We start from the raw sequence: 26,366 nt of genomic DNA on the forward strand, positions 1-26,366 counted from the left end.
ATTACATCTTTCCTTATGACCAATGTTTTAGACATATTGTTAGCCATGCTAATAGATTGGATAATTGGAGATCCTCATTGGTTTCCGCATCCAGTTATTTATATAGGCAAACTCATAGCTTATTTAGAAAAAAAGGGAAGAAAGCTGTGCAAAACTGATGCTGGCATTAAAGCTTTTGGAGGTCTTATCGTAGTAGTAGTTGCACTTATAAGCTTTATCATTCCATTTTTTATACTTGCCATAACAAAACATGTTTTATGGTTATATCATGTTTTAAATGTAATGATAATATGGACTACCCTTGCAGCTAAGTGTTTGAGCAGCGAAGCTAAAAATGTGTACTATGCATTAAAGAACAATGATTTAGAAGATGCTAGAATAAAACTTTCATATATAGTTGGAAGAGATACCAAGAGCCTTGGTGATAAAGAAATAATAAGAGCAGATGTAGAGACAGTAGCAGAAAATGCAGCAGATGGAGTAATTGCTCCGTTATTTTATGCCATAATTGGGGGAGCTCCTTTAGCAATGATGTATAAAGGTATTAACACAATGGACTCAATGCTTGGATATATGAATGAAAAGTATAAACACATTGGATTCTTTCCAGCAAAGGTAGATGATGTAGTTAACCTTATACCTGCAAGGCTTACAGGGTTACTTATCTGTATAGTTGCCTTTATTGTAAAGGGAAATCCAATTGAAAGTTTTAAAATAATGATAAGAGATAGAAAAAATCATAAAAGTCCTAATTGTGCTTATCCAGAAGGAGCTGCAGCAGGAGCTATGAGAATACAACTTGGAGGTACAAATATTTATTTTGGAGAAGTTGTATACAAACCAACTATTGGAGATAAGAAGCTGGATCTAAGTTTTGAGCATATAAATGACTGCATAAAGCTTATGTATGCCGCAGAAATACTGATGGTTGTAATGTATATCTTAGGAATATTAATGATTAAAGTTTAGTTATCAATAAATAAACATATGTTAATTACAGTAAAACATATAATACTAAAATAAATATACAGGAAGTGATTACATTGGAGCATGGAGGAGATGTTTATACAGAAGGTTTGTTCAAAGGCAAGAAACTAATTGATTTTAGCTCGAATATAAACCCTCTTGGGGTGCCGAAAAGCTTTAAAAATCATATAGAAGAAGCTTTGAACTCTGTGGAAAGATATCCAGACATACAATATAGGAAGCTGAAAGGTTATATTGTGGATTATATAAAATTTAGTAAAGATTATTTTGAAAATGAGCTAACCCATATAGAAACGGTAGACTCAAAATTATATGAGGATAGCATAGTACTAGGAAACGGAGCAGCAGAAATTATAGATTTATCAATAAGCTGTTTTAAAAGTGTATGTTTGACGGTACCATCTTTTGTAGAGTATGAAAAAAGCGCTCTAAAATGGGGATGTGATATAAAGTACTCCTTTTTAACAAAGAATTTAGAGTATGATTATGATGATATATATTTAAAGCTCAAGGAAACAGAGGCTTTAGTTATAGGAAATCCTAATAATCCCAATGGTTCAGTAATAGACAGGAATAAATTTAAAGAAATTATGGATTATTGTGAGAAGAATAATAAAAAAATTATTATTGATGAGGCTTTTATTGAATTCACAGGAAAAAGAGGATTTAGTTTTTTAAAAGAAGCGGAAAGTTATAGTTGTATATTTATAATAAAGGCTTTAACAAAATTTTATGCTATGCCTGGAATAAGGCTAGGCTACGGAATATCAGCAGATAAGGAAATGATAAAAAAAATAGAAAGTAAACAAAACCCATGGAATGTAAATTGTTTTGCTGAAATTGCAGCAAAATATTCTTTGAGTGACAAGGAATATATAGAAAAGTCATTAGAGTGGGTTGAAGTAGAAAGAGAATTCATCACTGAAGAGCTGAAAAGTCTGACTTTTATTGAAAGAGTATACAATACATATAGTAATTTTATTTTGTGTAAGCTTCAAGAATTAGATTGTAATAGTTTATATAATCTATGCTTAGACAAAGGAGTCGTTATAAGAAAGTGTGATAACTTCATGGGATTGGACAAAGATTATGTAAGGTTTGCTATAAAAGATAGAGCATGTAATGAACTGCTTATAAAAACCTTAAGATCATTAAAATTTTAATTAATTATCAAAAATATGGGGGAATATAAATGAAGAAAAAATATACGATACTTATGACCCTAGCATTAATTATAAGCTTAACTACTAGTGTGTATGCAATGCATATATCAGAAGGATTTTTACCACCGTTATGGTGTGGTGTATATTTTGTTTTATCTGTACCTTTTATTATTATGGGATTAAAGCACATAAAAAAGAAAACCGCAAAAAACAAGGATATAAAGATGCTTCTAGGACTTGTAGCTGCTTACGCTTTTATACTATCAGCCATGAAGATACCATCTGTTACAGGAAGTTGTTCACATCCTACAGGAACAGGTCTTGGAGCAATATTGTTCGGACCTTTTGTAATGTCAGTTATAGGGCTTTTGGTTCTTATATTTCAGGCTCTGCTTTTAGCACATGGAGGAATAACTACTTTAGGCGCAAATGTATTTTCAATGGGAATTGTAGGACCAATAGTGTCTTACTTAATTTTCAAAGTTGTTAAAGGAAAAAATAAAAAAGTGGCTGTATTTTTAGCGGCAATGTTTGGAGATTTAGCAACATATTTAACTACATCTGTACAGTTAGCCTTAGCTTTTCCTGCTAAGACTGGAGGAGTTTTAATATCCTTCATAAAGTTTTTCTCTATATTTGCAATAACTCAAATACCGCTTGCTATAATTGAAGGTATTTTAACAGTAGTTATATTCGAATTTATAGAAAATTACTCATCTAAAGAATTAAAGGATTTAAGTGAGGTGTAGTGTATTGAAGAAAAAAAATATTTTGCTAATCCTTTTATGTATAGTTTTAATGAGTTTATCTTTTATTATTGGAAGTATGAGAGGCGGAAGCTTTGGGGGAGCAGATGAAAAAATAGAAACTACTATAAATCAGGTAGATAAAAATTATAAGCCTTGGGCCAGTAGTGTGTGGCAGCCGCCGTCAGGTGAAATAGAAAGTTTTCTTTTTGCACTTCAGGCTGCTATAGGTGCAGGATTTATAGGGTATTATATAGGAAGGAAGAAAAATGCTAAAACTGATAATGGCTCTGTCAAAAATCAGTAAGCTTTCCGATATTCATCCTGGTGAAAAGATGCTGTTAAGCATATTTCCTATTGCGGCAATAGGTTTTTCACATAGTGCTGTTCCAATAATATTAAACATAATAGTTTTTATAATATTACATGCATATAGTAAAAATAATAGAAAAATAGTAACAAAGTTCACGTTGGAGATAGGAGCATTTGCTGCATTTTCTTCTATAACCTTTATCTTTGATTATGGGTTAAGCTACTGTGCTATTATTTTGCTTAAAAGCTTATCAGCAGGCTTGTGCCTATCCTTTTTTTCTTTAACCACTCCAATAGATGATGTTTTATTGATATTATCTAAGCACAATTGGTTAAAAGACTTATGTGATATAACTAAGAGTATGGAAAGATTTTTAGTAGTAATAGATGAAGAATACTATATACTTTATAATTCAATAAAATCTAGAGGCGGATTTGATGGATTTAAATTAAGAATTAGAAATACAGGAAAGATGGCCGGTCTGTTATTTATAAATACAATGAATAGATGGAAAAGCATAAAAGATGGAATCGATAGTAGAGGATATAGAGGATATACTCCATACTTAGCAAAGGAATTTAATTTTTCATTTTTTAGATTAGGAGCTGTATGTTTATATACTATAACACTGACACTAGCGATTTATACATTTAATAATAGTCCTATATTGTTTAAGTAGATATATTACAAATTTAACTAGATTATAGTAGATTTAATGGAGATGGTGAAATGATACAACTTATAGGTCTGAAAAGTGACGTTAAATTAGAAGTGAGAGAAAAGTTTTCAATAATACAAAAGCGTTGTGAAGACTATGTAAGAAGATTAAATAAGGTTTGTGATGAAGTCGTAATAATAAGTACCTGCAATAGAACAGAGATATATTTTAATTCCGGTAGAACTGATGAAAGCATGGTAAATGATATTTTTGAAGTATTGAATTGGAATAAAGATTTAGTTAACTACACTTTTCATTACAAGGGAAAAGAAGTTGTAAGGCATATCATGGATGTGGTATGTGGATTTCAATCTCTAATTTTAGGTGAAGATCAAATTTTAGGGCAGGTAAAAGATGCCTATGAAACAGCTTTGCAGGTTAAGTCTATCAATAAGGAATTACAGAGACTTTTTCAAGCAGCTGTAACCTGTGGAAAAGAATTTAGAACTGAATCAAGTCTTTATAAAATACCTGTTTCCTCTTCATCAATAGCAGTGGCTGAAAGTCGAAAACATGGTGCAAAAAAATTTATGATATTGGGCTTTGGTGAAGTTGGTCAGCTAACAGCTAAATATATTTTATCTGGTTCTTTTGAAGTGCTTTATATAGCTGTTAGAAATCCTAATGTTGTTGACATAGAAGATAAAAGAGTAAAAGTTATTTCTTTTGAGGATAGAGTAAAATACTACGAAGAGGTTGATTCAATAATATCCTGTACTTCAGCACCTCACTGTGTAATAAAGAAAGATAACTTACCACAAAGACCGTTACTTATCTTTGATTTAGCTGTCCCAAGAGATGTAGAGATAGAGGTTCAGTGTTTAGATAATATAATATTATATGATATTGATAAGGTTAGCTCTATTGATGATGAGAACAGAAGAAAAAGAAAAGAAATAATGAAGAATAATAGGTCTATTTTAGATAAATACATTAATGAGTTTATCCAATGGCAAAAAATACAGGATATTTCTCCGGAAATAGTTAAGCTTAAAAAGTGCGGAGAAAGAGTTTACAAAGAAAGATATAAAACTTTTAAAAACAAAAGAAATACAAAAGACGCTGATAAGCTTGCAGAAATACTTCTGAAAAGTACGTCAGATGCTTTTATTAACAGGGCAATAGATGTATTGAAAGAAGAGCAGTTAAAGGGGCGTGTAGACGATTGTATGAGAATAATAAAGAAGATATTTTACGTGGTAGAATAGACTATACAATGGTATCATTAATATCCCCAAAAATAAACGTGCTTATCATAGGAGGCGGAAGAGCAGCGTTAACTAAGGCTAGAACTTTTGTTAAAAAAGGCTGCAGAGTATGGGTAATTTCAAAAGAGTTTACTCAGGAATTTAATGAACTAAGCGGTTACCCAAATTTAAAATGTATTAAGGGCGAATATAGTAAGCATTACATAAGCGATAAGCATATAGTAATAATTGCTACTAACTGCGAAGAGACAAACCAAAATATAAGAAATCACTGTGAAGAATTTTATAAACTATATATAGATTGCAGCATGCCCAAAAAGGGGCTATGTATCACAACTTGTCAAAGAAGTACTAAAAATATTACCTTTGGAATTAATATAAATGATTTCAGTCCTAAAACTTCAGTTTTTTTAGCTGATAAGATAAAAAATCAATTAGAAAAATATGATGATTTTGTGGCATTTACAGCTTTTATAAGAAACAGTATAAAGGATTTTGAAAATAAGAATGAAATAATGAATTTTATATGCTCTGAGGATTTCCTATTCTTTTACAACAAGGGGATGGCAAAGAGTGTATTTCAAATGTTTTATCCAAATACTCAATTGTTTAAGGACTAACAAATAAAAAGGTGGGATTAATTTTGAAGCTAAGAATTGCAACCCGTAGAAGTAGGTTGGCCCAGGTTCAAACAGAAAGCATAATGAAGCTTTTAAAAGAAAACTATAATATAGATAGTGAAAAACTTCTTATAGAGACTATTGGGGATAAAAGACTTGATGTAGCATTAAACAAGATAGGTGGAAAAGGCCTTTTTGTCAAAGAAATTGAAATGGCTCTTCTTGAAGGAGAAGCAGATGCAGCAGTTCACAGTATGAAAGACGTACCATTTGAAGTGCCTGAGATGTTTAAAATAGTTGCAATACCTGTAAGAGAAGATGTAAGAGATGTATTTGTTTCTATGAATGGAGTATATTTTACAGAATTGCGAAAGGGAGCAAGAGTAGGTACAAGCAGTAACAGAAGAGCTGCTCAACTTAAGCTTTTAAGACCAGATTTAGAGATAGTGCCTATAAGAGGAAATGTTCAAACTAGAATAGATAAAATAGAAAGAGAAAATCTAGATGGAATAATACTAGCCGCTGCAGGTCTTAAGAGATTGGATATGGAAAATATAATTACTGATTATTTTGCAGTAGATGGAATAATTCCAGCAGTAGGTCAGGGAGCTCTAGGAATTGAAGTTAAGAAAAATAGCATAAATGGAGAAGTGTTTAAAAAGCTTGAATGTGAAGAAGCTAGAATATGCGTAGAGGCAGAAAGAAGTTTTATGAGAACCTTAGGTGGAGATTGCCATGCGACTATAGGGGCCTATGCAGAATTAGAAGGAAATATAATGAATATAATAGGAATATTTCAAGTGGGACAGAAACTAATTAAAAAAGATATAAGCGGAAACAGAGAAAATTATATAGATCTTGGCAAACAATTGGCTGAAAAAATATTGAATGCATAGGAGGAACTAAAAATGGGTAAGGTTTATCTTATAGGGGCTGGACCTGGGGATGAGGAGCTTATAACCTTAAAGGCAATTAGAAAATTAAAAGAATGTACTGCAGTAATGTATGACAGATTGTCAGGAACAGGTGTTTTAAAGTATTTAGATGAAAAGTGTAAGATATATTATTGTGGTAAAGAACCAGGATGTCATTATAAAACTCAAGATGAAATAAATGAGATGTTAGTTCAGTTGGCTAAAGAAGGCCATATTGTTGGAAGAATTAAAGGTGGAGACCCATACATATTTGGCCGAGGTGGAGAAGAAGCTTTAAGACTTATAGAAGAAGATATAGAGTTTGAAGTTGTACCTGGAATTACTTCTCCAATATCCGTACTAAACTATGGAGGAATACCTGTAACTCATAGAAAAATAGCGCAAAGTTTTCATGTATTCACAGGAAAGAGTGCTGCAAAATTAAATATAAATTGGGATGCAGCGGCACATGTAGGAGGAACCCTTATATTTTTAATGGGATTTGAAAATCTAGGAGTAATTTCTGAAAACCTAGTAAAATGTGGAATGGATGAGAATACGCCATGTGCAGTTGTAATGAGAGGAACTACTGCTAGACAGAGAAAAGTAGTCAGTACTTTAAAAGACATACAGGAGAGAGCTGTAGAAGCTGGACTACACTCACCATGCATAATAGTTGTAGGTGAAGTAGTTAAGTTTAATGATGAATTAAATTGGTATGAGAAAAAGCCGCTATTTGGAAGGAATATATGCATTACACGGTCAAAGGAGCAATCTGCTGAGATAAGAGAAAGATTAATAGATTTAGGTGCACAGGTTACAGAAATAAATTCAATAAAGATAAAGTTTACTTCAGAAAATATGAATGAGCACTTAGATAAACTTCCAAATTATGATTACATAGTTTTTACAAGTGTTAATGGAGTAAATAGCTTCTTTGATCAGCTAGTTGATAAAGACTACGACATAAGAAGAATAAATGGAACTTTTGCGGCTATAGGACCTGCTACAGAAAAGGCTATTAAAGCAAGAGGAATCATTCCTAAAATTGTAGCAGAAAAGTTTGTAGCTGAAAGCTTATTTGATAAAATGAAAAATTTTGTAAAGCCAGGTGACAAAGTATTTCTGCCGAGATCAAAACAAGCAAGACCTTATTTAGCAGATGTATTAAAAGAAGCCGGATGTATAGTAGATGAATGCTACACCTATGAAACGGTAATAGGTGATTTGATTGATAAAAGCTGTTTTGAAGATGTAGATACAGTGGTATTTACTAGTCCTACTACAGTAAGAAATATGATTGAACTTGTAGGATTAGATTCTATAAAAGAAAGAAATGTTATTTCTATAGGACCAATAACAGGTAATGAGTTAGAGAAACATGGAATAAGTTATTCAGTTTGTAGTGAGTATACAACTGATGGAGTTATTAATGAGCTAATCAAAAAATAAAATTTAAATGATTAAAAAATAGAAAAGAGGTAATTTATTATGTTTAGAAGACACAGAAGACTTAGACAAAACGAAGTTGTAAGATCTATGGTGAGAGAAACTATAGTTGATCCATCAGATTTTATATATCCTTTATTTGCAGTAGAAGGAACAAATATTAAAAGAGAAATTTCATCCCTACCAGGAAACTATCATCTCTCTGTAGACAGATTGCAAGAAGTAGTAGAAGAAATGAGAGAAGTAGGAGTTAAAAGTGTAATATTATTTGGAATTCCTGAGCATAAAGATGAATGTGGAAGCGGAGCTTATGATGAGAATGGAATAATACAAAAGGCTATAAGAAAAATAAAGGAAATTGATAAGAATATCTATGTTATTACAGATGTTTGCATGTGTGAATACACAAGTCACGGACATTGTGGAATAATCCATGGTGAAGATGTAGATAATGATGAAACTTTAGAATACATGGCTAAAATAGCATTATCTCATGCTAAGGCAGGAGCAGATATGATAGCACCTTCTGATATGATGGATGGAAGAATAGATGCTATAAGAACAATTTTAGACGAGAATGGCTACAAGAACGTTCCTATTATGGCTTATAGTGCTAAGTATTGTTCAGCTTTCTATGGTCCTTTTAGAGAAGCAGCAGATTCAGCACCTTCATTTGGAGATAGAAAAACTTATCAAATGGACCCAGCTAATGCAAGAGAAGCCATGCTTGAAATTGAAGATGATATAGATGAGGGAGCAGATATTATAATGGTTAAACCAGCATTGCCTTATCTAGATATAATAAGAATGGCTAGAGATAGATATGATGTACCAGTAGCTGCTTATAATGTAAGTGGTGAATATGCTATGGTTAAAGCTGCAGCTAAAGCAGGCCTTATAGATGAAAAGAGAGTTGCTTTAGAGATGTTAACATCAATAAAGAGAGCAGGAGCAAAAATGATTATAACTTATTATGCTATAGAAGCAGCTAGGTGGTTAAGAGAAAAATAGATTGTTGAAATGCTAACAGTTGATTAAATAGGTAGTAATATCTTGGAGGCATGACAATTAATAATTGTCATGGGCAGATAAGGAATACAGGAGGCATAAAATGAGAAACTCAGATATATTTAATGAATCTAAAAAATATATGCCAGGAGGAGTTAATAGTCCAGTAAGAGCTTATGTAGGGCTAGACATAGATCCTCCTATAATTAAAAAGGGTGCTGGGGCATACATCTATGATGAAGATGGAAATGAATATGTAGATTTTATAGGTGCCTGGGGACCAATGATATTAGGTCATTGTGATGAGGATGTAGTAAAGGCTATAAAAGATACAGCAGAAAAATCAATAGCTTTTGGGGCGCCAACAGAACTAGAATTAAAGCTTGCAAAGTACATTTGTAATACTGTAGATAATGTTGATATGTTAAGAATGGTTAACTCAGGTACAGAAGCTACAATGAGCGCTATTAAACTTGCAAGAGGATGCACAAAACGTGATAAAATAGTTAAGTTTGCAGGCTGTTACCATGGACACTTTGATGGATTCTTAGTAGAAGCTGGTTCAGGAGTGCTTACTTCAAATATTCCAGGTTCACCAGGAGTACCAGTAGGAAGCATAGAAAACACCCTTATAGCTCAATACAATGATAGTGAAAGTGTAAAAGAGCTTTTTGAAAAGCATGGAGAAGATATAGCGGCAGTTATTTTAGAACCAATAGCAGGAAACATGGGTGTTATTCCAGCAGATAAGAAATTTATTGAAGATTTAAGAGAGATATGTACAAAATATGGAGCTATCTTAATATTCGATGAAGTTATGACAGGCTTTAGAGTAGCTTATAAAGGAGCAGAGAGCCTTTATGGAGTTAAGCCAGATTTGAAAACTTATGCAAAAATAATGGGAGGTGGGCTTCCATGTGGTGCATATGGTGGAAGAAGAGATCTAATGGAACAGCTAGCACCAATGGGTCCGGTTTATCAAGCCGGTACTATGTCAGGAAACCCTCTTGTTATGGCAGCAGGTTATACACAACTTCAAAAACTATACAATAATCAAGGCTACTATGATCAAATGGGTAAGCTTGGCGAAATGCTTCAAAAGGGAGCAGAAGAAGTTGCTAAAGAAAAAGGATTACCGCTAGTTATAAACAGACGTGTAAATATGATGACAATGTTCTTTAATGAAGGTGGAAAAGTAACTAATTTTAAAGAAGCTAAAGCTTCCAATACTGAACTATATGGCAAATTCTTTAAGCATATGCTAAAGAATGGAATGTTCTTATCACCATCTCAATTTGAAGCAATGTTTATATGTACTAGACATACAGAAGAGCACATAGAAAAATATATAGATTTAATGAGAAAATTTTAGTTTAGGCATCTGAAAGAAAATAGACTAGTATACTGACTAGTTATTTTCTTGAAGATGCCACAGAAAAATACTGCGGAAAGAGGCGATGTGGTTTGAGAAGCTTAGTCATATCCTCGAATAGCAGTGGTGGAGGAAAAACTACAATAACACTAGGACTTATGAAAGCTTTGATGAAGAAAGGCTTTGATGTTCAAGGATACAAAGTAGGACCAGATTATATTGATCCAGCTTTCCACAGTTATATAACAGGAAAACCTTCAAGAAACTTAGACTTGTACCTTATGAGGGAAGAGGGGGTAAAGGCCTCCTTTTCTAGAGGTACAGGAGACATTGGAGTAGTAGAAGGAGTTATGGGTTTTTATGATGGTAAGGGAATAGACTCGATGTATTCTACTGCACATGTATCCAAGGTTTTAAACCTTCCAGTACTGCTTATCATAACACCAAAAGCACAGAGTACTACACTGTGTGCTGAAATTAATGGAATATTAAATTTTGAAAAAAATAATATAGTTGGAGTTGTATTTAATAGTATTAGTGAGAGTTATTACAAGCTATTAAAGACTGCAGTTGAAAAAAATTGTAACACTAAGGTTTTTGGGTATGTGCCTAAAGATGAAAAGCTTGCATTAAAGAGCAGACATTTAGGTCTTGTTCAAAGCAGCGAAATAGAGGATTTAAATGAGAAAATAGAGTTATGCAGTGAATTAATATTAAAACATGTTAATGTAGAAGAATTATTAAAATATTTTAAGGAAACAGAAAAGTACAGAGATAACTTTCATATTGAAAATAAAAGTATACGAATAGCGGTACCTTATGACAAAGCATTTAGCTTTTATTATAGGGAAAATATTGAGCTTTTAGAAGAAGCAGGAGAAGTTATCTATTTTAGTCCATTAAAGGATAGAGAATTACCGGAAAATATAGACTTTTTGTACATAGGTGGAGGCTATCCTGAAGTATTTATAAAAGAATTAAGCAACAATAAATCTATGCTTAGAAGCATAAGAGAAAGATTGGAAAGTGGACTAGGTTGTTATGCTGAATGTGGTGGATTAATGTATCTTACCAGTGGCATAGAAGATACAGATAGTAAAAATGTATTTGAAGCAGTAGGTTTTTTAACAGGACATGCTTATATGACTAAAAAACTTCAAAACTTTGGATATGCAAAGCTGAAGGTTGAAAAAGAAAATGATGTTTTGCCTACTGGGTTAGAAATAAACTGTCACGAGTTTCATAAGTCCTATGTAAGTTTAGAAGAAGAAAAAATTTACGGATTAATAAAAGAGACTTATGATGGCTCCCTAAAAACATGGAATTGTGGATATGCAAAAAATAACACATTAGGGACCTATGGACATGTTCATTTCTTTGGAAATATGAAAATGATTAAAAGTTTATTAGATAGATTTTAGATCTGAAACTTATTGTGGTGTTAAGGTAAGTAAAGGGGGAAAAGGCATGGGAGTGCTACTTGAAGAAACCTTGAAACATATAAAATCAGCAGATAAAGAAGCTATTAAAAAAGCATGGAATAGATTGGACAACCTTACTAAGCCTATAGGAAGCTTAGGTGAATTAGAAGAAATAGCTGCAAAAATGGCTGGTATTACAGGAAAAATTCATAATAAAATAAATAAGAAAACTGTAGTAATAATGTGTGCTGATAATGGTGTTTATGAAGAAGGAGTGAGTAACAATACACAAGATACAACAGTAACAGTTACTAACAACTTTACTAAAGGTATAACTGGTGTATGTGTCTTAGCTAAATATGTAAATGCGAATATTACTGTTGTGGATATTGGGGTAAAGGAAGACTTTAATCATCCTAAGATAATAAATAAAAAAGTAATGTATGGCACTAACAATATTGCTAAAGAGCCTGCAATGACAAGAGAGCAAGCAATTCAAGCAATAGAGGCAGGAATAGAAATTGTAGATAACTTAGTAAAGGAAGGTTACAATCTTTTAGGTACAGGTGAAATGGGAGTTGGTAACACTACTACCAGTGCAGCAGTTTTTAGTGTGTTATCAGGAATTTCTCCAGAGGTTGTAGTAGGAAAAGGTTCGGGACTTACAGAAGAACAATTAATAATTAAAAAAAGTGTGGTTCAAAGAGCAATAGAAACAAACAGTCCTGATAGAGATGATATTATAGATGTTTTATCGAAGGTTGGAGGATTAGATATTGCTGGCCTTTGTGGATGTTTTTTAGGAGCAGCTAAAAATAGGATGCCAATTGTAATTGATGGATTTATATCCTCAGCTGCAGCACTATGTGCAAATAAATTAAACAATAATGTCAGAGATTTTATATTCCCTTCCCACCTTTCAGCAGAACCGGGAGCTGCATATATGATGCAGGAACTTGAATTAAATCCAATGCTTAATTTACGAATGAGACTTGGAGAGGGAAGTGGATGTCCTCTAGCATTTAATATTATTGAGGCTTCATTATGTGCTATGGACAACATGGCTACCTTTGAAGAGGCAGCTTTAAACAAAGAATGTTATGTAGATATTAGGGAAAAGAAGTAGTAATAAAAGGGAGAAAGATATGATGGATTATATAAAGGTTCCTATGGATATAGAAAAAAAGAGCTTTGAAATAATTGGAGAAGAAATGGGTGAGCATAATTTCTCTGAGGAAGAGCTTCTTATAATTAAAAGAGTTATACATACTACTGCAGATTTTGAATTAAAGAATTTAACATATATCAGAGACGGAGCTATAGCTAGTGCCTTGGAACTTCTAAGAAAAGGAGTAACTATATATACAGATACTAATATGGCTGCCTCAGGAATAAATAAAGGCGTATTAAGCAAATTAAATTGTAAAGTAGAGTGCTTTGTATCTAGAGAAGACATAGCGCAAATAGCTAAAGAAAGAGGAATAACTCGCTCTATGGCAGCGGTAGAAAAAGCTGTAGAGGAGGGAGTAGAATTCTTTGTATTTGGAAATGCACCTACAGCATTATTTAAACTTAAAGAGTTAACTTTAGAAGGAAAAGCTAATCCTAAATTTATAATTGGTGCGCCTGTTGGATTTGTAGGAGCAGCTGAGTCAAAAGAGGAAATAGAAAAGTTAGGAATTCCTATGATTACTGTAAGAGGAAGAAAAGGTGGAAGCAATATAGCTGCTGCAATTGTAAATGCTCTTATGTATATGATTACTAGGTAGTATGGGGAACAAGACCGAAAGGTAACTTACGCTTCGGTCTATGTTTCCAAGCTTCAGTACGTTAAAAACTTTTAGTCAGTCTAATGCTCGAATTTTAAGCAGAGAACCAAAATCTATGATTTTGTGTGAATCGCTTACTCCTCTGACGTAAGGATGAGGAGTTTCATATGACATAAGTCGCTATGCTCAGTCGGACCAACTTATCAATTAGCATTGATAAGTCGCTCGTGAAAAGCCATTTAGGCTTTTCACTATCTAAGGTTCTAAGATTTTCTTAAAATTCTCCGCTAAGACTGACACAAAGTTCTTAAATCTACCTTCAGCTTTGGAAACATATCCCTTCGCATAAGTTACCTTTCTAGTTAGTGTCCCTATATCTAGTATATTTACTTAATATTTTAGATACATAGGAAAAAAATCTCTCAGATATAGAAGGTGAAAATATGCTAGATATGTATGTAAATTGTGATGGAAAAAGATTAAGATGTGGATATACAACAGGTTCCTGTGCAGCAGGAGCAGCTAAAGCAGCCACTTCTATGCTTTGTTTTGGTGGAAACTTAAAGGAAATAAATATAGATACCCCAAAAGGAATAAAACTTACACTTCCAATAGAAAAGATTGAAAAGGGACAGAACTATGTGGAATGTTGTGTTATAAAAGATGGTGGAGATGATCCAGATGCTACTCATGGATTAGAGATATGGGCAAGAGCAGAAAAAAAAGATTCTGGTTATAGCTTAAAAGGTGGTAAAGGAGTAGGAGTAGTTTGCAGTGATGGTCTTTATGTAAAAAAAGGAGAACCTGCTATAAATCCGGTGCCAAGGTCTATGATTGAGAAGGAAGTAAAAGAAGTTCTGCCAAAGGAAATGGGAATTGAAATAACTATATTTGTACCAAAAGGCGAAGAAATAGCTAAAAAGACCTTTAATCCAAGACTTAATATACAAGGTGGAATATCTATCCTTGGAACTACAGGTATAGTAATGCCTATGTCTGAAGAGGCACTAATAAAATCTGTAGAGCTTGAGGTGAATCAGAAAATAGCTCAAGGATGTGAGGACCTAATACTCTTATTTGGTAACATGGGAGAAAACATGGCAAATAAGCTGGGGCTAGATAAGAGTAAAATGGTCATAATGTCTAACTATGTTGGATTTACTTTAAATTGCTGCATGGATAAAAAAATTAATAAAATATTGATGGTAGGACATATAGGTAAGCTTTGTAAAATTGCCTCAGGATGTTTCAATACTCACAGCAGGGTTTGTGATGTAAGATTGGAGACTTTAGCTCTAGAGCTGGCATTGATGGGAGCTAATACGGAACTTGTGCAAAAGGTGTACAATGAAGAGACTACTGAAGGAGCTGTAAAACTTCTGGGCGATGGGTATGAGGAGTTATACAGAAATATAGGAGTTAAGGTTAAACAGAGAATTGAACAGTTTACATATAACACTATAAAGGCAGATGTTATTATGTACTCAATGGAACGAGGAGTACTTTATAGCAGTTTGTAAGTAAATAAGGAGTTATAAGGTAATATGAATGGGAAAGTTTATGTTGTTGGAATAGGACCTGGTAGTAAAGAGTATATACTGCCTAAGGCAATAGATACTCTTAGTAAATGTGATTTAATTGTGGGTTTTAAAAGAGCTGTTGAAAGCTTAGAGTTCATAAATGTAAATAAGATTGTTGTAAGTAAGATTGCTGAGGTAATTGACATTATTAATTGTGATAAATACAAAAGTATAGGTATTGCAGCTTCGGGAGATCCGCTTTTTTATGGAATAACGGATTATATAAAGAAAAATTACTTGGGAAATATTGAAGTAATTCCGGGACTAAGTTCTTTTCAGTATATGATGGCTAAGCTAGGCAAAAGCTGGCATGGAGGTTTTTTAGGAAGCCTTCATGGTAGAGAGCAAAATTTTCATCAAATTGTAGAAGAAAATAAAATTTCCATATGGTTAACTGACAGCAAGCATTCACCTTCTTATATGTGTAGCTTGCTAAAAGAAAAAAATATTAGAGCAAACATATATGTAGGGCAAAATCTTTCTTATGAAGATGAAAAAATTATTGGTGGAAGTATAGCAGAAGTAGAAAATATAAAATTTGATGGCCTATGTGTAGCTGTCATTGAAAATTTATCTAAAGAGTAAAAGTTAAGTAAAATATCTGTATTTAAAATATAGAGGAGAATAAGTTTATGATCTATATAAAGGATGAAGAATTTATAAGAGGAAACTGTCCTATGACTAAAGAAGAAGTTAGAGTCTTAAGCACTGCAAAGCTTCAGCTTGAAGACTATTACAGAGTTCTAGACATTGGGGCAGGAACAGGTTCAGTAAGTATACAAATAGCTAATATATGTTCAAAGGGCGAAGTAGTTGCCATAGAAAAAGATGAAGAAGCATTAGAGATTATAGAAAAAAATAAGAATAAGTTTAATGCAGGTAATCTTAAAGTAATTAGGGGAGAAGCATTAGCTGTTGAAGAAAATATATATGGGATGTTTGACGCCATATTTATTGGAGGCAGCGGTGGCAATATAGAGGATATAATTATGCATTACCACTTGAAATTAAAAAGTGGATGTAATATGGTTTTGAATTTTATTACTCTAGATAACTTATATAAAGCTATGAATACACTAAAAGACTTAAATTACGAAATTGAGTGTGTCCAAGTCTCAGTAAATAAAATCAAAGGCAAAAGTTATATGATGGTTGCAAATAATAGTATCTTTATTTTAACTGGAAAAAAGATTTAGGATACTAGGCCGAAAGTTAACTTATACGCCAGGATATGTTTCCAAGCTTCAGCACGTTAAAAACTTTTAGCCAGTCTAAAGCTTGTGTTTCAAGATAACCTAAGAGCCTTCGAGAAACTCGCTATGCTCAGACAACTCGAAGGTGCTAAGGTTCTCTTAAAACCCTTCACTAAGACTGGCACAAAGTTTTTAAATCTACTTCAGCTTTGGAAACATGTCCCTCTGTATAAGTCAACTTTCTAGTTAGTAACTCTATAAAAAAGTATATGGAAGGATGTGAAATATTTGGATAATAGTTCTATTAAATTAGGTACATTGTACGGTATAGGAGTTGGTCCAGGAGATGAAGAACTGCTGACTTTAAAAGCTGTAAATGTTATAAAAAAGTGTGATGTAGTAGTTGCTCCATCTGCTAAAGAAGGTGGAAGCAGCATAGCACTAGAGACAGCTAAAAACTTTATAAGCGAAGATAAAGAAGTTATTGTAAAGCACTTTCCAATGGGGGGAGCAGAGCAGGAAGAGAAAATATATAAGGCATTTAAAACTATAGAGGAAAAACTTAAGGAAGGAAAAGATGTAGCTTTCTTAACTATAGGAGATCCATTTGTATATAGTACTTACATATATCTTTTAAAATACATAAAAGAGCAGGGATATAATACAGAAACAGTTCCAGGAATTACATCCTTTTGTGCAAGTGCAAGCTTAGCTGGAGAAAACATCGTTATAGGTGATGAAAGAGTATTAATAATGCCAGCAACACAAGTTGATGAAATAAAGGATGAAAAGTTTGTAGTTATAATGAAATTATACAAGCTTGAAGAGAAGGTATTAAATACTCTTGAAGAAAAAGGTTTTAGATATGTATATGTAAAAAGAGCATATAGAGAAGGTCAGCAGGTAATTAGAGATAGAGAAGAAATACTAAAAAATAGAGATTATATGTCACTTATCCTAGCACAAAGAGATTAAGGCATCTTAAATTATAAAAAGGAGAGACTTATATGGAGAATATAGTATATTTCATAGGAGCAGGTCCAGGAGATCCAGACTTAATAACAGTTAAAGGTAGAAAGATATTATCCGAAGCAGATGTAATAATATATGCAGGTTCACTGGTAAGCAAAGAACATTTCGAACATTGCAAAGAAAATGTAGAGATACATAATTCAGCCTCAATGACATTACAAGAGGTTATTGATGTGGTGGTAAAGTCTTATAATGAAAATAAAAAAATAGTAAGACTTCATACAGGAGACCCAGCTATATATGGAGCAATAAAAGAGCAAATGGATGAGCTTGAAAAGTTTAACATACCCTATGAGGTTGTTCCAGGAGTAAGTTCATTTACGGCTGCTGCAGCGGCAATTAAAAAGGAATTCACACTTCCAAATGTAAGTCAAACAATTATACTTACAAGAATGGAAGGAAGAACTCCAGTACCTGAAAAGGAAGACTTGGAAAGATTGGCAGGCATAGGAGCTTCTATGGCTTTATTCCTATCAGTTGGTATGATAGATAAAGTTGTAGAAAAGCTAAGAAAAGGTTATGGAAGAAATGTTCCTGTAGCAGTTATACAAAGAGCAACTTGGGGAGATGAAAAGTATGTTATAGGAACCCTTGATGACATTGCGGAAAAAGTTAAAGAAGAAAACATAACTAAAACTGCTCAAATACTTGTGGGAGATTTTATAAACTGTGAGTATGATAAGAGCTTATTATATCATGAAAATTTCACTCACATGTTCAGAAAGGGAAAAGATGAAAATAGCAGTAATTAGTGTTACGAAATCTGGAGATGCTATTGCAGAAAAGCTTAAAAATTCTTTGGATATAGAACTGTATTCTAAAGAATTAATAGAGAACTTCAGACTTAAAGAAATTACTGAAAAACTCATGAAAGAATATAAGGAAATAATATTTATAAGTTCTACAGGCATAGCTGTAAGAGCAATAGCAGAATACATAACATCGAAGGATAAGGATCCAGCTATAGTAGTTGTAGATAATTCCAGCAACTTTGCAATAAGTCTTTTAAGTGGACACTTAGGTGGTGCCAATGAATTAGCTTTGCAGGTAGCAAAAATCTTAAATAGTATACCTGTTATTACAACTGCTACGGATAACTTAGAGGTTGAAGCTCCAGATATGATTGCTAAGAATAATGATTTAGTAATAGATAGTCTAAAAGATGCGAAAAAAATTGCTGCATTACTTGTTAATAAAGAAAAAGTAGGTTTTATAGATTTAAAATCAAAAATATCTTTACCAAAAGGATATACAGAAGATTTTGATGACATAAATGGATTAGTTTATGTTACACATAATTTAAATGAAGATGTTTATGAATTGAATAATATAGAGAAAAATAATAAGCTTAGTGAAAAAGTAAAGGATATTGACAATCTTAAGCTTATAAGAAAAGATATTGTACTTGGCATAGGTTGTAGAAAAAATTTTGAGCCTGAAAAGATGAGGGATACAGTTGAAAAACTGTTAAAGGAAAAAAATATAGATAAAAGAGCAGTGAAATTCATTGGAACTGTAGAAGTAAAAAAGGATGAAAAAGCTATACTAAAGCTTAGTGAACATCTAGGCTGCAAAATAAAAATATTTTCCATAGAAGAAATAAAAAAGGTTCAATATAAATATTTAGGCAGTGACTTTGTGGAAAAGACCATAGGAGTACGTGCGGTATGTGAACCCTGTGTTGAGTTATTAGGAGCAAGATTAGTTTCGGAAAAAATAAAAGCTAATGGAATGACAGTGTGTATAGGAGAGTTAGATACTTTCTAAATGTATGTAGAAAAGGATGTGTTAATTTGGGTAAGCTTTATGTTATAGGAATTGGTCCTGGAGGACTTGATCATATGACCTTAAAAGCAGTAAAAGCGCTTGAAGAAAGTGATGTTATAGTAGGATATACAAAATATATAGAGTTTATAAAACCTTTAGTTAAAGATAAGCCTGTAGTTTCTACAGGAATGCGTGGAGAAGTAGAAAGATGTAAGCAAGCTTTAGAATTAGCTAAGGATAAAATAGTATCAATAGTAAGTACTGGAGATGCTGGAATATATGGTATGGCTGGACTTATTTTAGAAATGAGAAAAGATGAAGATGTAGAAGTTATTCCAGGGGTTACAGCATCTTCAGCGGCAGCTTCAGTAGTTGGAGCACCTCTTATGCATGATAATTGTAATATAAGTCTAAGTGACCTTATGACGCCATATGAACTTATAAAGAAAAGAGTGGAACTAGCTGCAGAAGGAGATTTTATAATCTCTCTTTATAATCCTAAAAGTCACGGAAGACCTTTATATTTGCAAGAGTGCATGGATATTGTAAAAAAGTACAGACAAGAGAATACTCCAGTGGCAGTAGTTAAAAATGCATTAAGGGATGGGCAGGAAACAACTTTATTTACTATAGACACTTTTGATGACAGTGAAGTTGATATGTTCTCAATAGTAATAATAGGAAACAGCAGAAGCTTTATAAAAGACGGAAAATTTATAACACCTAGAGGATATAGGGTATAAGGGAAAAGTCCAAAATTTAACTTTGTAGATTGTATCCCTATATAAATAGTAAATAAAAAAGTTTAAGTAATTATGAGGTGAAATAGATGAGTGGATCAAAAAAAGGTATATTAGTAGCAAGTTTTGGAACAAGTATTATGGAAACCTTTAAGGCATGTATCGAATCTACAGAAAATAGAATAAAAGAGTGTTTTCCTGAGTATGAGATAAGAAGAGCATTTACTTCTGGCATGATTATGAAAAAGCTAAAGGAAGAAATGGATCTTCATATAGATAATGTTGAAGAAGCTTTAGAAAAGATGAAAAATGATGGTTTTACAGAGGTATATGTACAACCTCTACACATTATGCCTGGAGACGAGTATGATAAGTTAGCACGTCAGGTCAATAAATATATAGATTCCTTTGATAAGCTAGTTTTAGGAAGGCCTATATTATATAGAGAGAAAGACTATAAGATAGCTATAGATGCTTTAAAAATTCAGCTTCCAGAAATGAGAGAAAATACTGCTGTAGTGCTTATGGGGCACGGTTCCACACATCATGCTAATTCATGTTATGCACAGCTACAATGTATGTTGAATGATGCTGAATTAGGAACTATATATGTTGCAACAGTTGAGGGATATCCTACATTAGAAAGCATAATTCCAAAGCTTAAAGAAGAAAACATTAAAGAAGTTACTTTAATGCCATATATGCTTGTTGCAGGAGATCATGCTATTAATGATATGGCTGGAGATGAAGAAGATTCATGGAAAAGTCAATTGGAAGAACAGGACATAAAGTCACATGTATACCTTCATGGATTAGGTGAAAATAAAGAATATCAAGATATATATGTACAGCATGTTAGAGATTGTATAGAGGGCAATCCTTTAATGGCTGAATAATAAGTTGGTGATTAAGAAATGATAGGATTAATTCTTGGCACTTCAGAGGGAAGAAAAATTCTTTCTTTATTAAACAATTATACAGAGGATATTTTAGTGTCGACAGCAACAGAATACGGTGGTGAAATTTTAAAAGACTACAAATATTCATATTTAAATACTAATCCTCTAGATTTAGAAGGGCTAGTAAGGTTGTTTAAGGAGAAAAATGTAAATTTACTAGTAGATGCTTCTCATCCTTATGCTTTAGAAATTAGTAAAAATGCTATGAAGGCTTGCGAAGTTTTTGGTATAGAATATTTGAGATATGAAAGGCCTTCATGTGTTGATAAATTTAAAAATGAAGAGAAAATTATAGAATTAAAAGACTATGAGGAACTTTATGATAAGCTAAAAAATATTAAAGGTAATATTTTAAATACCACAGGAAGTAGAAATTTGGACAAGATTCTTTCTATGAATCTGGAAAACAGGATTATCCATAGAGTTTTACCATCAGTGAAAGTTATGCAAGAATGCATTAATAAGGGTTTAGATGCAGGAGATATAATTGCAATAAAAGGCCCTATAAGTTATGAGCTAAATTGTGCCTTTATTAAGGAATACAAGGCGCAGGCAGTTATTCTTAAGGATAGTGGTATTCAGGGTGGTACTGAAGAAAAGCTTAGGGCTTGTGTTGATAATAATATTTATGGATTTATCATAGGAAGACAAACAATGAAATATAATAATGTCTTTTATGATACAGAGGATTTGGTTAACTACTTATTAGATAGAGTGAAACTAAAGTAAGATTAGTTATTTAATATGATTAGTACTATTTTAATAAGCTTAAGATACTGGCTATGAAATAAAGACTTAAGCTATCAAAGAGTAAAGGATGTTAGATTTTATGGAGTTTACAATAAGTTACCCAGGAAGTTTTGGAGAAATACTACAGGGAAAAGTGAAGAATAAAGATCTTCTGTTGTCTTGCCCTGTAGATATATATACAAAAGTAAAGGTTTTTGAGTGTAACAATATACAAAAAAAATATAATAACAAAAAATCCGCAGACTTTCTTCGAAATGTTTTGGAGTTATGGGGTTATGGCCAGTATTATAATACTATAGATATAGAAATAAACTCTAAAATACCTTATGGAAAAGGACTTGCTAGTAGTACTGCAGATTTATGCGGAGTATATTATTGTCTGCTCAAAATGTTTAATAAAGAGTTTAACGAAACAGAGCTTATGGAACAGTGCATAAAAATAGAGCCAACAGACAGTATAATATTTAAAGAGATGACTTTATTTGACTATAAGAAAGGCTTATATAAAAAACAGATGGGAGAATATATTTCTTATAATATACTAGCCTTTGAAGGAAACAAGGTTGTAGACACCGTAGAATTTAATAGTAAAAAGCTACCGACCTTAAGTGATGTAGATGATTTAATTCCAGTTTTAGAAGAGGCTATAAGAGAAAAGAACTTAAGAAAGCTTGCTTATGTTTCTACGGAAAGTATAATAAGAAATCAAAAAAGACTTTATTATGACTTTTTAGAGCAAATTATTGATATAAAGGATAAAACTCATGGTTTAGGTATAATGGGAGCTCACAGTGGAAATGTGTTGGGCATTATATATGAAGATGAAGAAAAACTTAATTATGCAAAAGAATTTTTTCAGAATGTAGCAGAATATAAGGTATATTCAGTAAAAACTTTAAATTCTATTGAAATATAAATAAACTATTATGAAGAAAGAAGGCATTGTTATGGAAAAAGGATATATTCAAGTTTATACTGGTAATGGAAAAGGAAAAACCACTTGTGCTTTAGGGCTATCTCTTAGAGCGGTTTGTGCTGGAAAAAAGGTTTTCTTTGGACAATTTACTAAGGGAATGAAGTACAGCGAATTAAATGCACCTAATTATTTACCAAACTTTACATTAGAACAGTTTGGCAGAGATGTTTTTATACTTGGAAACCCAACAAAAGCAGATAAAGAAGTTGCTAGGAAAGGTTTGCAAAAAGCAGAAGAAGTTTTAACTTCTGGTGAATATGATGTTGTAGTTTTAGATGAAATAAATATTGCATTGTTTTATGAACTTTTCTCAGTAGATGAAGTTATAGAAATTTTAGATAAAAAAGCTGAAAAAACAGAAGTAATTCTCACAGGAAGATATGCAAATGAGAGAATTATAGAGAAGGCAGATTTAGTTACAGAAATGAAAGAAATTAAACACTACTATACTCAAGGTGTTCCAGCAAGAAAAGGAATAGAAGACTAAAAAAGAGGGTTTTGGACCCTCTTTTAGTTTATTTCATTTGTATACCTCGGATGAGGTACAAAAAATTCATCTATTTCTATCGGCATAAAGCTCAACCCCCAAGTACTTAGCGTTATTTTACTTTTTTGTGTAACATTTTCGTTATTTCTGCTTATTATGAAACAAAGACTATTTAAAAATTTTTAAACTAGGGGGTGAGAAAATGGTTACGACTATGATTATTGCCTTTAGAGAAAGCTTTGAAATGTTGCTGGTTATTGTTCCGCTTTTAGTATATCTTTCTAAGATAAATAGAACAGACTTGAAGAAGTATTTATATGTTGGTTCAGGTAGTGGAGTTGCTTTAAGTGTCTTAACTGGGGTAATTATATTCAATCAAGCTAAGTCTATAGATGCAGCAGTTCAGCATATATTCCAAGGATCTATGATGCTATTTTTGGCAGCTTTGATATTATACAGCATAGTTCTTTTAAGAAGGCAAAGTAAAGCTCTACCAACTAAAGAAGAAGACAATATGAATGTAAAGATTACAGCTGTAAGTTTATTTACACTTGCATTTTTGACAATATTTAGAGAAAGCTTGGAAATAACTATTTTTACTTTACCTTTTATAAATGAAGCAGCTTTAAATATAGCAATTGGTATAATATTAGGAGCTTTGATTTCAATTATTTTAATGTATCTTGTGTACAAGCAAACCCTAAAACTTAGTATAGAATTAATATTTAATGCACTAACAATAATTTTAATACTCATAGGTGCTTTGATGTTTGGAGAAGGGCTTGCAGAGTTAATGCCTTCTATGGGAGAGTCAATTGAAAGAGCAGGAGAATTGATCTATGCTATTCCAACTCTTTATATATTTTTGAAAGACATGATGAAAAAATATATTAAAAAATTGTAATTAACTATAGAAAATATAAAGGCATAGTATATCTTATACAGGTATATACTATGTCTTAATTTTTTTATTTGTAGGATATTATCAATTTGCATGAATTATCTGTAAAATATAAATTTTCTGTAGCAAGGAAGTGGAGAATTCATTAGAAATAGGGAATATATTAAAGAAATAATATGATTAATTAATAAATATCATTAAATGGACTTTCAAATGATTGGATATATGGATTAGTCCAATTATGAGTCCATTGACTATTTGAAGGGAATATTATAGAATTTATATAGTAGCTAGAAGGCGCAATAACAAAGGCTTCCTATGTATAATTATCTAATATATGCCTTCTAACTATTTAATACTTTTACATAATTGTTTATAAAATGGATTAATACATTGTTTTTATTAAGGAGGCATCATTAGATGTTAATTAAAAAGGAAAATCTATTAAGAGTTGCGATGATAGTTGTCGGCAGTTTAATATATTCTATCGGAGTTAATATATTTATAATACCACATAAATTTTTGAGTGGAGGGGTAGCTGGTATAGCAATAATTTTACAGTATTTAACTACAATGCCCTCAGGTTATTCTGTAATTCTTATAAATATACCTATATTTTTAATAGGAATAAGAGCTATAGACAAGGAATTTGGTATTTTCAGTTTTATTGGAATGGCAGCAATGTCTCTATCTCTAATATTTACAAGAAATCTTCATAATCTTTATTATATGACGGATCCATTACTTTCTGCTTTATGTGGAGGAATTTTAACAGGCCTTGGTGCAGGAATCATATTTAAAAATAGAGCCTCACAAGGAGGAACAGATATTATAGCGGTAGTAGTTAAGAAAAAGTATGGTATGTCCATAGGAAGAATAGCATTTATGATTAATGTAGTAATAGTAACTATGGGAGTATTTATAGGAAGCTTGGAAACAGCTATATATACTTTAATTTCAATGTATATGAGTACTGCAGTAATAGATAAAATAATTCAAGGCTTTGATAAGGAAAAGGTAGTGCTAGTAGTAACTCAAAATAGTGATAAAATAAAACAGGTTATACTAGATAAGCTGGGTAGAGGTGTAACTTATCTTTATGGTGAAGGTGCCTATACTGGTGATAAAAAGAAAGTTATATACTGTATCTTAACACCAAAAGAAATTGAACAAGCTAAAAACTTAATTGAAGATATAGATTCAAGTGCAGTAGTATCAATAATGGATACTGCTGAAGTAAAAGGAAAAGGCTTTAAGGCCGCAGCATTTTAAAATTTAATATTACTAGAATTTATCATCCCCCAGATGGTAGTTTACGCTCCCTAGTTTAGTTTCAAAACTAAACTAGGGAGCAATTTTTATATGGAGTTATTGACTTAGTTAAATTTTATCCATGTATTGTTATTTATATTTTTTTCTACATAGGGAAAACTAAAGAACACTATTAAAAGGTAGATGATTATTATGAATAAATCACCACTAGAAGAATACATGGATAAGTTGAAGAACATGGATGACAAAGAGTATCTATATGGCGTTATTCTCTATCATGTAGCGCCTACATTACTAAGTGATAAACCATCCTGTATAATTACATTAGGTAAGAACAAGAGAAACTTGAACTTATTGTGGGAAAGATATAGGGAAGATTTTTTATCTATAAGTGAACTAGAGATATACGAAATAAAGAAAAGATTTGAAAGTAAAACTTTATTTATTTATGACAGGGATATGCTTTCTAAAATTATTTATCAGGATGAAAATATAAGGTTTCTAAAGAAATTTGGTTATGACAAAAATTTAAGTGTAGATGAGATGCTGCAATTACTGAAGGAAAGATTTAAATACTTTTGTCCGCATGAAATGGGAATATTTCTAGGTTTTCCATTGAGAGATGTGGTTTGTTTTATGGAGCATCCTGATCAAAAGAGTCTGTTATCTGGATATTGGAAGGTTTATGATAATGTTCATTATACTGAGAAAAAGTTTACCAACTATGATAATGCAAAATATACTATAGTTAAGGCTGTACTACAAGGTATGCTGCCATCTTTAATTGTAGAAAATAAAAAGAGAGAAATAATAATGTATTAAAAGAGCAGAGATAATTTAATATCAGCCTGCTCTTTTTTAGCAAAACATTTTGTTATTTATTCATAAGCCTCTCTTTAATTGCCTCCTGAATAATTACGCCAGCTGGAGTTAAATTTTCCTTATGAAAAAATATTACCGCTGGCTCAACTTTATCTGTTTTTTTATTGATATTAGTGGTATTTACATCTTTTCTCATAAA

Annotated in this window: 29 protein-coding genes; 28 read left to right on the forward strand and 1 reads right to left on the reverse strand. The window is 32.0% G+C overall.

The features are described from left to right. The first annotated feature begins 15 nt into the window (after positions 1–15). The 28 genes from cbiB to ACZ5N4_RS03115 all read left to right on the forward strand — a co-directional run bounded on the left by cbiB (position 16) and on the right by ACZ5N4_RS03115 (position 26,167). A complete protein-coding gene (cbiB, locus tag ACZ5N4_RS02980; RefSeq protein WP_464210805.1) occupies positions 16–969 on the forward strand; it encodes an adenosylcobinamide-phosphate synthase CbiB in 954 nt (317 codons plus the stop codon). Positions 970–1,043: 74 nt separating this feature from the next. Continuing rightward, a complete protein-coding gene (locus ACZ5N4_RS02985) occupies positions 1,044–2,150 on the forward strand; it encodes a pyridoxal phosphate-dependent aminotransferase (protein WP_464207046.1) in 1,107 nt (368 codons plus the stop codon). Positions 2,151–2,179: 29 nt separating this feature from the next. Continuing rightward, positions 2,180–2,899, forward strand: a complete 720-nt coding sequence (locus ACZ5N4_RS02990; protein ID WP_464207048.1) for an energy-coupling factor ABC transporter permease — start codon at positions 2,180–2,182, stop codon at positions 2,897–2,899. A gap of 4 nt (positions 2,900–2,903) precedes the next feature. After that, complete coding sequence (locus ACZ5N4_RS02995; protein ID WP_178907457.1) at positions 2,904–3,203, forward strand: energy-coupling factor ABC transporter substrate-binding protein; 300 nt, start codon at positions 2,904–2,906, stop codon at positions 3,201–3,203. Further along, entirely contained in the window at positions 3,166–3,888 is a 723-nt protein-coding gene (cbiQ, locus tag ACZ5N4_RS03000) for a cobalt ECF transporter T component CbiQ (protein WP_464207050.1), read from the forward strand. The genes ACZ5N4_RS02995 and cbiQ overlap by 38 nt, the downstream gene beginning before the upstream one ends. A gap of 50 nt (positions 3,889–3,938) precedes the next feature. Continuing rightward, the gene (hemA, locus tag ACZ5N4_RS03005; RefSeq protein ID WP_464207052.1) at positions 3,939–5,135 is read left to right on the forward strand and encodes a glutamyl-tRNA reductase; all 1,197 of its coding nucleotides are present in this window, start codon (positions 3,939–3,941) and stop codon (positions 5,133–5,135) included. Further along, the gene (locus ACZ5N4_RS03010; RefSeq protein ID WP_464207054.1) at positions 5,093–5,755 is read left to right on the forward strand and encodes an NAD(P)-dependent oxidoreductase; all 663 of its coding nucleotides are present in this window, start codon (positions 5,093–5,095) and stop codon (positions 5,753–5,755) included. Before hemA ends, ACZ5N4_RS03010 begins: the two co-directional genes overlap by 43 nt. A gap of 23 nt (positions 5,756–5,778) precedes the next feature. Next, the gene (gene hemC / locus ACZ5N4_RS03015; RefSeq protein WP_464207056.1) at positions 5,779–6,651 is read left to right on the forward strand and encodes a hydroxymethylbilane synthase; all 873 of its coding nucleotides are present in this window, start codon (positions 5,779–5,781) and stop codon (positions 6,649–6,651) included. 12 nt (positions 6,652–6,663) lie between these two features. Beyond that, a complete protein-coding gene (cobA, locus tag ACZ5N4_RS03020; RefSeq protein WP_464207058.1) occupies positions 6,664–8,121 on the forward strand; it encodes a uroporphyrinogen-III C-methyltransferase in 1,458 nt (485 codons plus the stop codon). A 39-nt stretch (positions 8,122–8,160) separates the two neighbouring features. After that, on the forward strand, positions 8,161–9,129 hold the full coding sequence (hemB, locus tag ACZ5N4_RS03025) for a porphobilinogen synthase (RefSeq protein WP_464207060.1): 969 nt from the start codon (positions 8,161–8,163) through the stop codon (positions 9,127–9,129). 100 nt (positions 9,130–9,229) lie between these two features. Next, the gene (gene hemL, locus ACZ5N4_RS03030) at positions 9,230–10,498 is read left to right on the forward strand and encodes a glutamate-1-semialdehyde 2,1-aminomutase (RefSeq protein WP_464207062.1); all 1,269 of its coding nucleotides are present in this window, start codon (positions 9,230–9,232) and stop codon (positions 10,496–10,498) included. Positions 10,499–10,590: 92 nt separating this feature from the next. Next, positions 10,591–11,919 (forward strand): cobyrinate a,c-diamide synthase, encoded by a 1,329-nt coding sequence (locus tag ACZ5N4_RS03035; protein ID WP_464207064.1) that lies wholly within the window; start codon positions 10,591–10,593, stop codon positions 11,917–11,919. Between the two features lie 46 nt (positions 11,920–11,965). Then, positions 11,966–13,045, forward strand: coding sequence for a nicotinate-nucleotide--dimethylbenzimidazole phosphoribosyltransferase (gene cobT, locus ACZ5N4_RS03040; RefSeq protein WP_464207066.1), 1,080 nt, complete (start codon positions 11,966–11,968; stop codon positions 13,043–13,045). A gap of 19 nt (positions 13,046–13,064) precedes the next feature. After that, entirely contained in the window at positions 13,065–13,688 is a 624-nt protein-coding gene (locus ACZ5N4_RS03045) for a precorrin-8X methylmutase (protein ID WP_464207068.1), read from the forward strand. Positions 13,689–14,131: 443 nt separating this feature from the next. Beyond that, positions 14,132–15,208 carry a cobalt-precorrin-5B (C(1))-methyltransferase CbiD gene (gene cbiD, locus ACZ5N4_RS03050; protein ID WP_464207069.1) on the forward strand — a complete coding sequence of 359 codons (1,077 nt, stop codon included), beginning with the start codon at positions 14,132–14,134 and terminating at the stop codon, positions 15,206–15,208. Between the two features lie 24 nt (positions 15,209–15,232). Beyond that, complete coding sequence (cbiE, locus tag ACZ5N4_RS03055; protein ID WP_464207071.1) at positions 15,233–15,853, forward strand: precorrin-6y C5,15-methyltransferase (decarboxylating) subunit CbiE; 621 nt, start codon at positions 15,233–15,235, stop codon at positions 15,851–15,853. Between the two features lie 47 nt (positions 15,854–15,900). Beyond that, positions 15,901–16,464: a precorrin-6Y C5,15-methyltransferase (decarboxylating) subunit CbiT gene (gene cbiT, locus ACZ5N4_RS03060; RefSeq protein WP_464207073.1), complete on the forward strand. Its 564-nt coding sequence runs from the start codon at positions 15,901–15,903 to the stop codon at positions 16,462–16,464. A gap of 285 nt (positions 16,465–16,749) precedes the next feature. Further along, the gene (locus tag ACZ5N4_RS03065) at positions 16,750–17,436 is read left to right on the forward strand and encodes a cobalt-factor II C(20)-methyltransferase (protein WP_464207074.1); all 687 of its coding nucleotides are present in this window, start codon (positions 16,750–16,752) and stop codon (positions 17,434–17,436) included. Positions 17,437–17,468: 32 nt separating this feature from the next. Beyond that, positions 17,469–18,245 (forward strand): precorrin-4 C(11)-methyltransferase, encoded by a 777-nt coding sequence (cobM, locus tag ACZ5N4_RS03070; RefSeq protein WP_178907443.1) that lies wholly within the window; start codon positions 17,469–17,471, stop codon positions 18,243–18,245. Next, positions 18,226–19,260: a cobalt-precorrin 5A hydrolase gene (gene cbiG / locus ACZ5N4_RS03075; RefSeq protein ID WP_464207076.1), complete on the forward strand. Its 1,035-nt coding sequence runs from the start codon at positions 18,226–18,228 to the stop codon at positions 19,258–19,260. Before cobM ends, cbiG begins: the two co-directional genes overlap by 20 nt. A gap of 26 nt (positions 19,261–19,286) precedes the next feature. Beyond that, positions 19,287–20,003: a precorrin-3B C(17)-methyltransferase gene (gene cobJ / locus ACZ5N4_RS03080; RefSeq protein ID WP_464207078.1), complete on the forward strand. Its 717-nt coding sequence runs from the start codon at positions 19,287–19,289 to the stop codon at positions 20,001–20,003. 86 nt (positions 20,004–20,089) lie between these two features. Beyond that, entirely contained in the window at positions 20,090–20,896 is an 807-nt protein-coding gene (locus ACZ5N4_RS03085) for a sirohydrochlorin cobaltochelatase (protein ID WP_464207079.1), read from the forward strand. 18 nt (positions 20,897–20,914) lie between these two features. Continuing rightward, positions 20,915–21,688: a cobalt-precorrin-6A reductase gene (locus ACZ5N4_RS03090; RefSeq protein WP_464207080.1), complete on the forward strand. Its 774-nt coding sequence runs from the start codon at positions 20,915–20,917 to the stop codon at positions 21,686–21,688. 100 nt (positions 21,689–21,788) lie between these two features. Then, positions 21,789–22,625, forward strand: coding sequence for a GHMP family kinase ATP-binding protein (locus tag ACZ5N4_RS03095; RefSeq protein ID WP_464207081.1), 837 nt, complete (start codon positions 21,789–21,791; stop codon positions 22,623–22,625). 25 nt (positions 22,626–22,650) lie between these two features. After that, entirely contained in the window at positions 22,651–23,172 is a 522-nt protein-coding gene (locus ACZ5N4_RS03100; protein ID WP_464210807.1) for a cob(I)yrinic acid a,c-diamide adenosyltransferase, read from the forward strand. Positions 23,173–23,374: 202 nt separating this feature from the next. After that, the gene (locus ACZ5N4_RS03105; protein ID WP_464207083.1) at positions 23,375–24,076 is read left to right on the forward strand and encodes an FTR1 family protein; all 702 of its coding nucleotides are present in this window, start codon (positions 23,375–23,377) and stop codon (positions 24,074–24,076) included. A 417-nt stretch (positions 24,077–24,493) separates the two neighbouring features. Beyond that, complete coding sequence (locus ACZ5N4_RS03110) at positions 24,494–25,345, forward strand: YitT family protein (protein WP_464207084.1); 852 nt, start codon at positions 24,494–24,496, stop codon at positions 25,343–25,345. A gap of 192 nt (positions 25,346–25,537) precedes the next feature. Further along, positions 25,538–26,167, forward strand: a complete 630-nt coding sequence (locus tag ACZ5N4_RS03115; protein ID WP_464207085.1) for a DUF3793 family protein — start codon at positions 25,538–25,540, stop codon at positions 26,165–26,167. A gap of 52 nt (positions 26,168–26,219) precedes the next feature. Here ACZ5N4_RS03115 and ACZ5N4_RS03120 read toward each other — a convergent pair whose 3' ends face one another. Beyond that, on the reverse strand, positions 26,220–26,363 hold the full coding sequence (locus ACZ5N4_RS03120; protein WP_464207087.1) for a hypothetical protein: 144 nt from the start codon (positions 26,361–26,363) through the stop codon (positions 26,220–26,222). Between the last annotated feature and the right edge of the window lie 3 nt (positions 26,364–26,366).

The sequence above is a fragment of the Clostridium nitrophenolicum genome, from assembly GCF_055391695.1.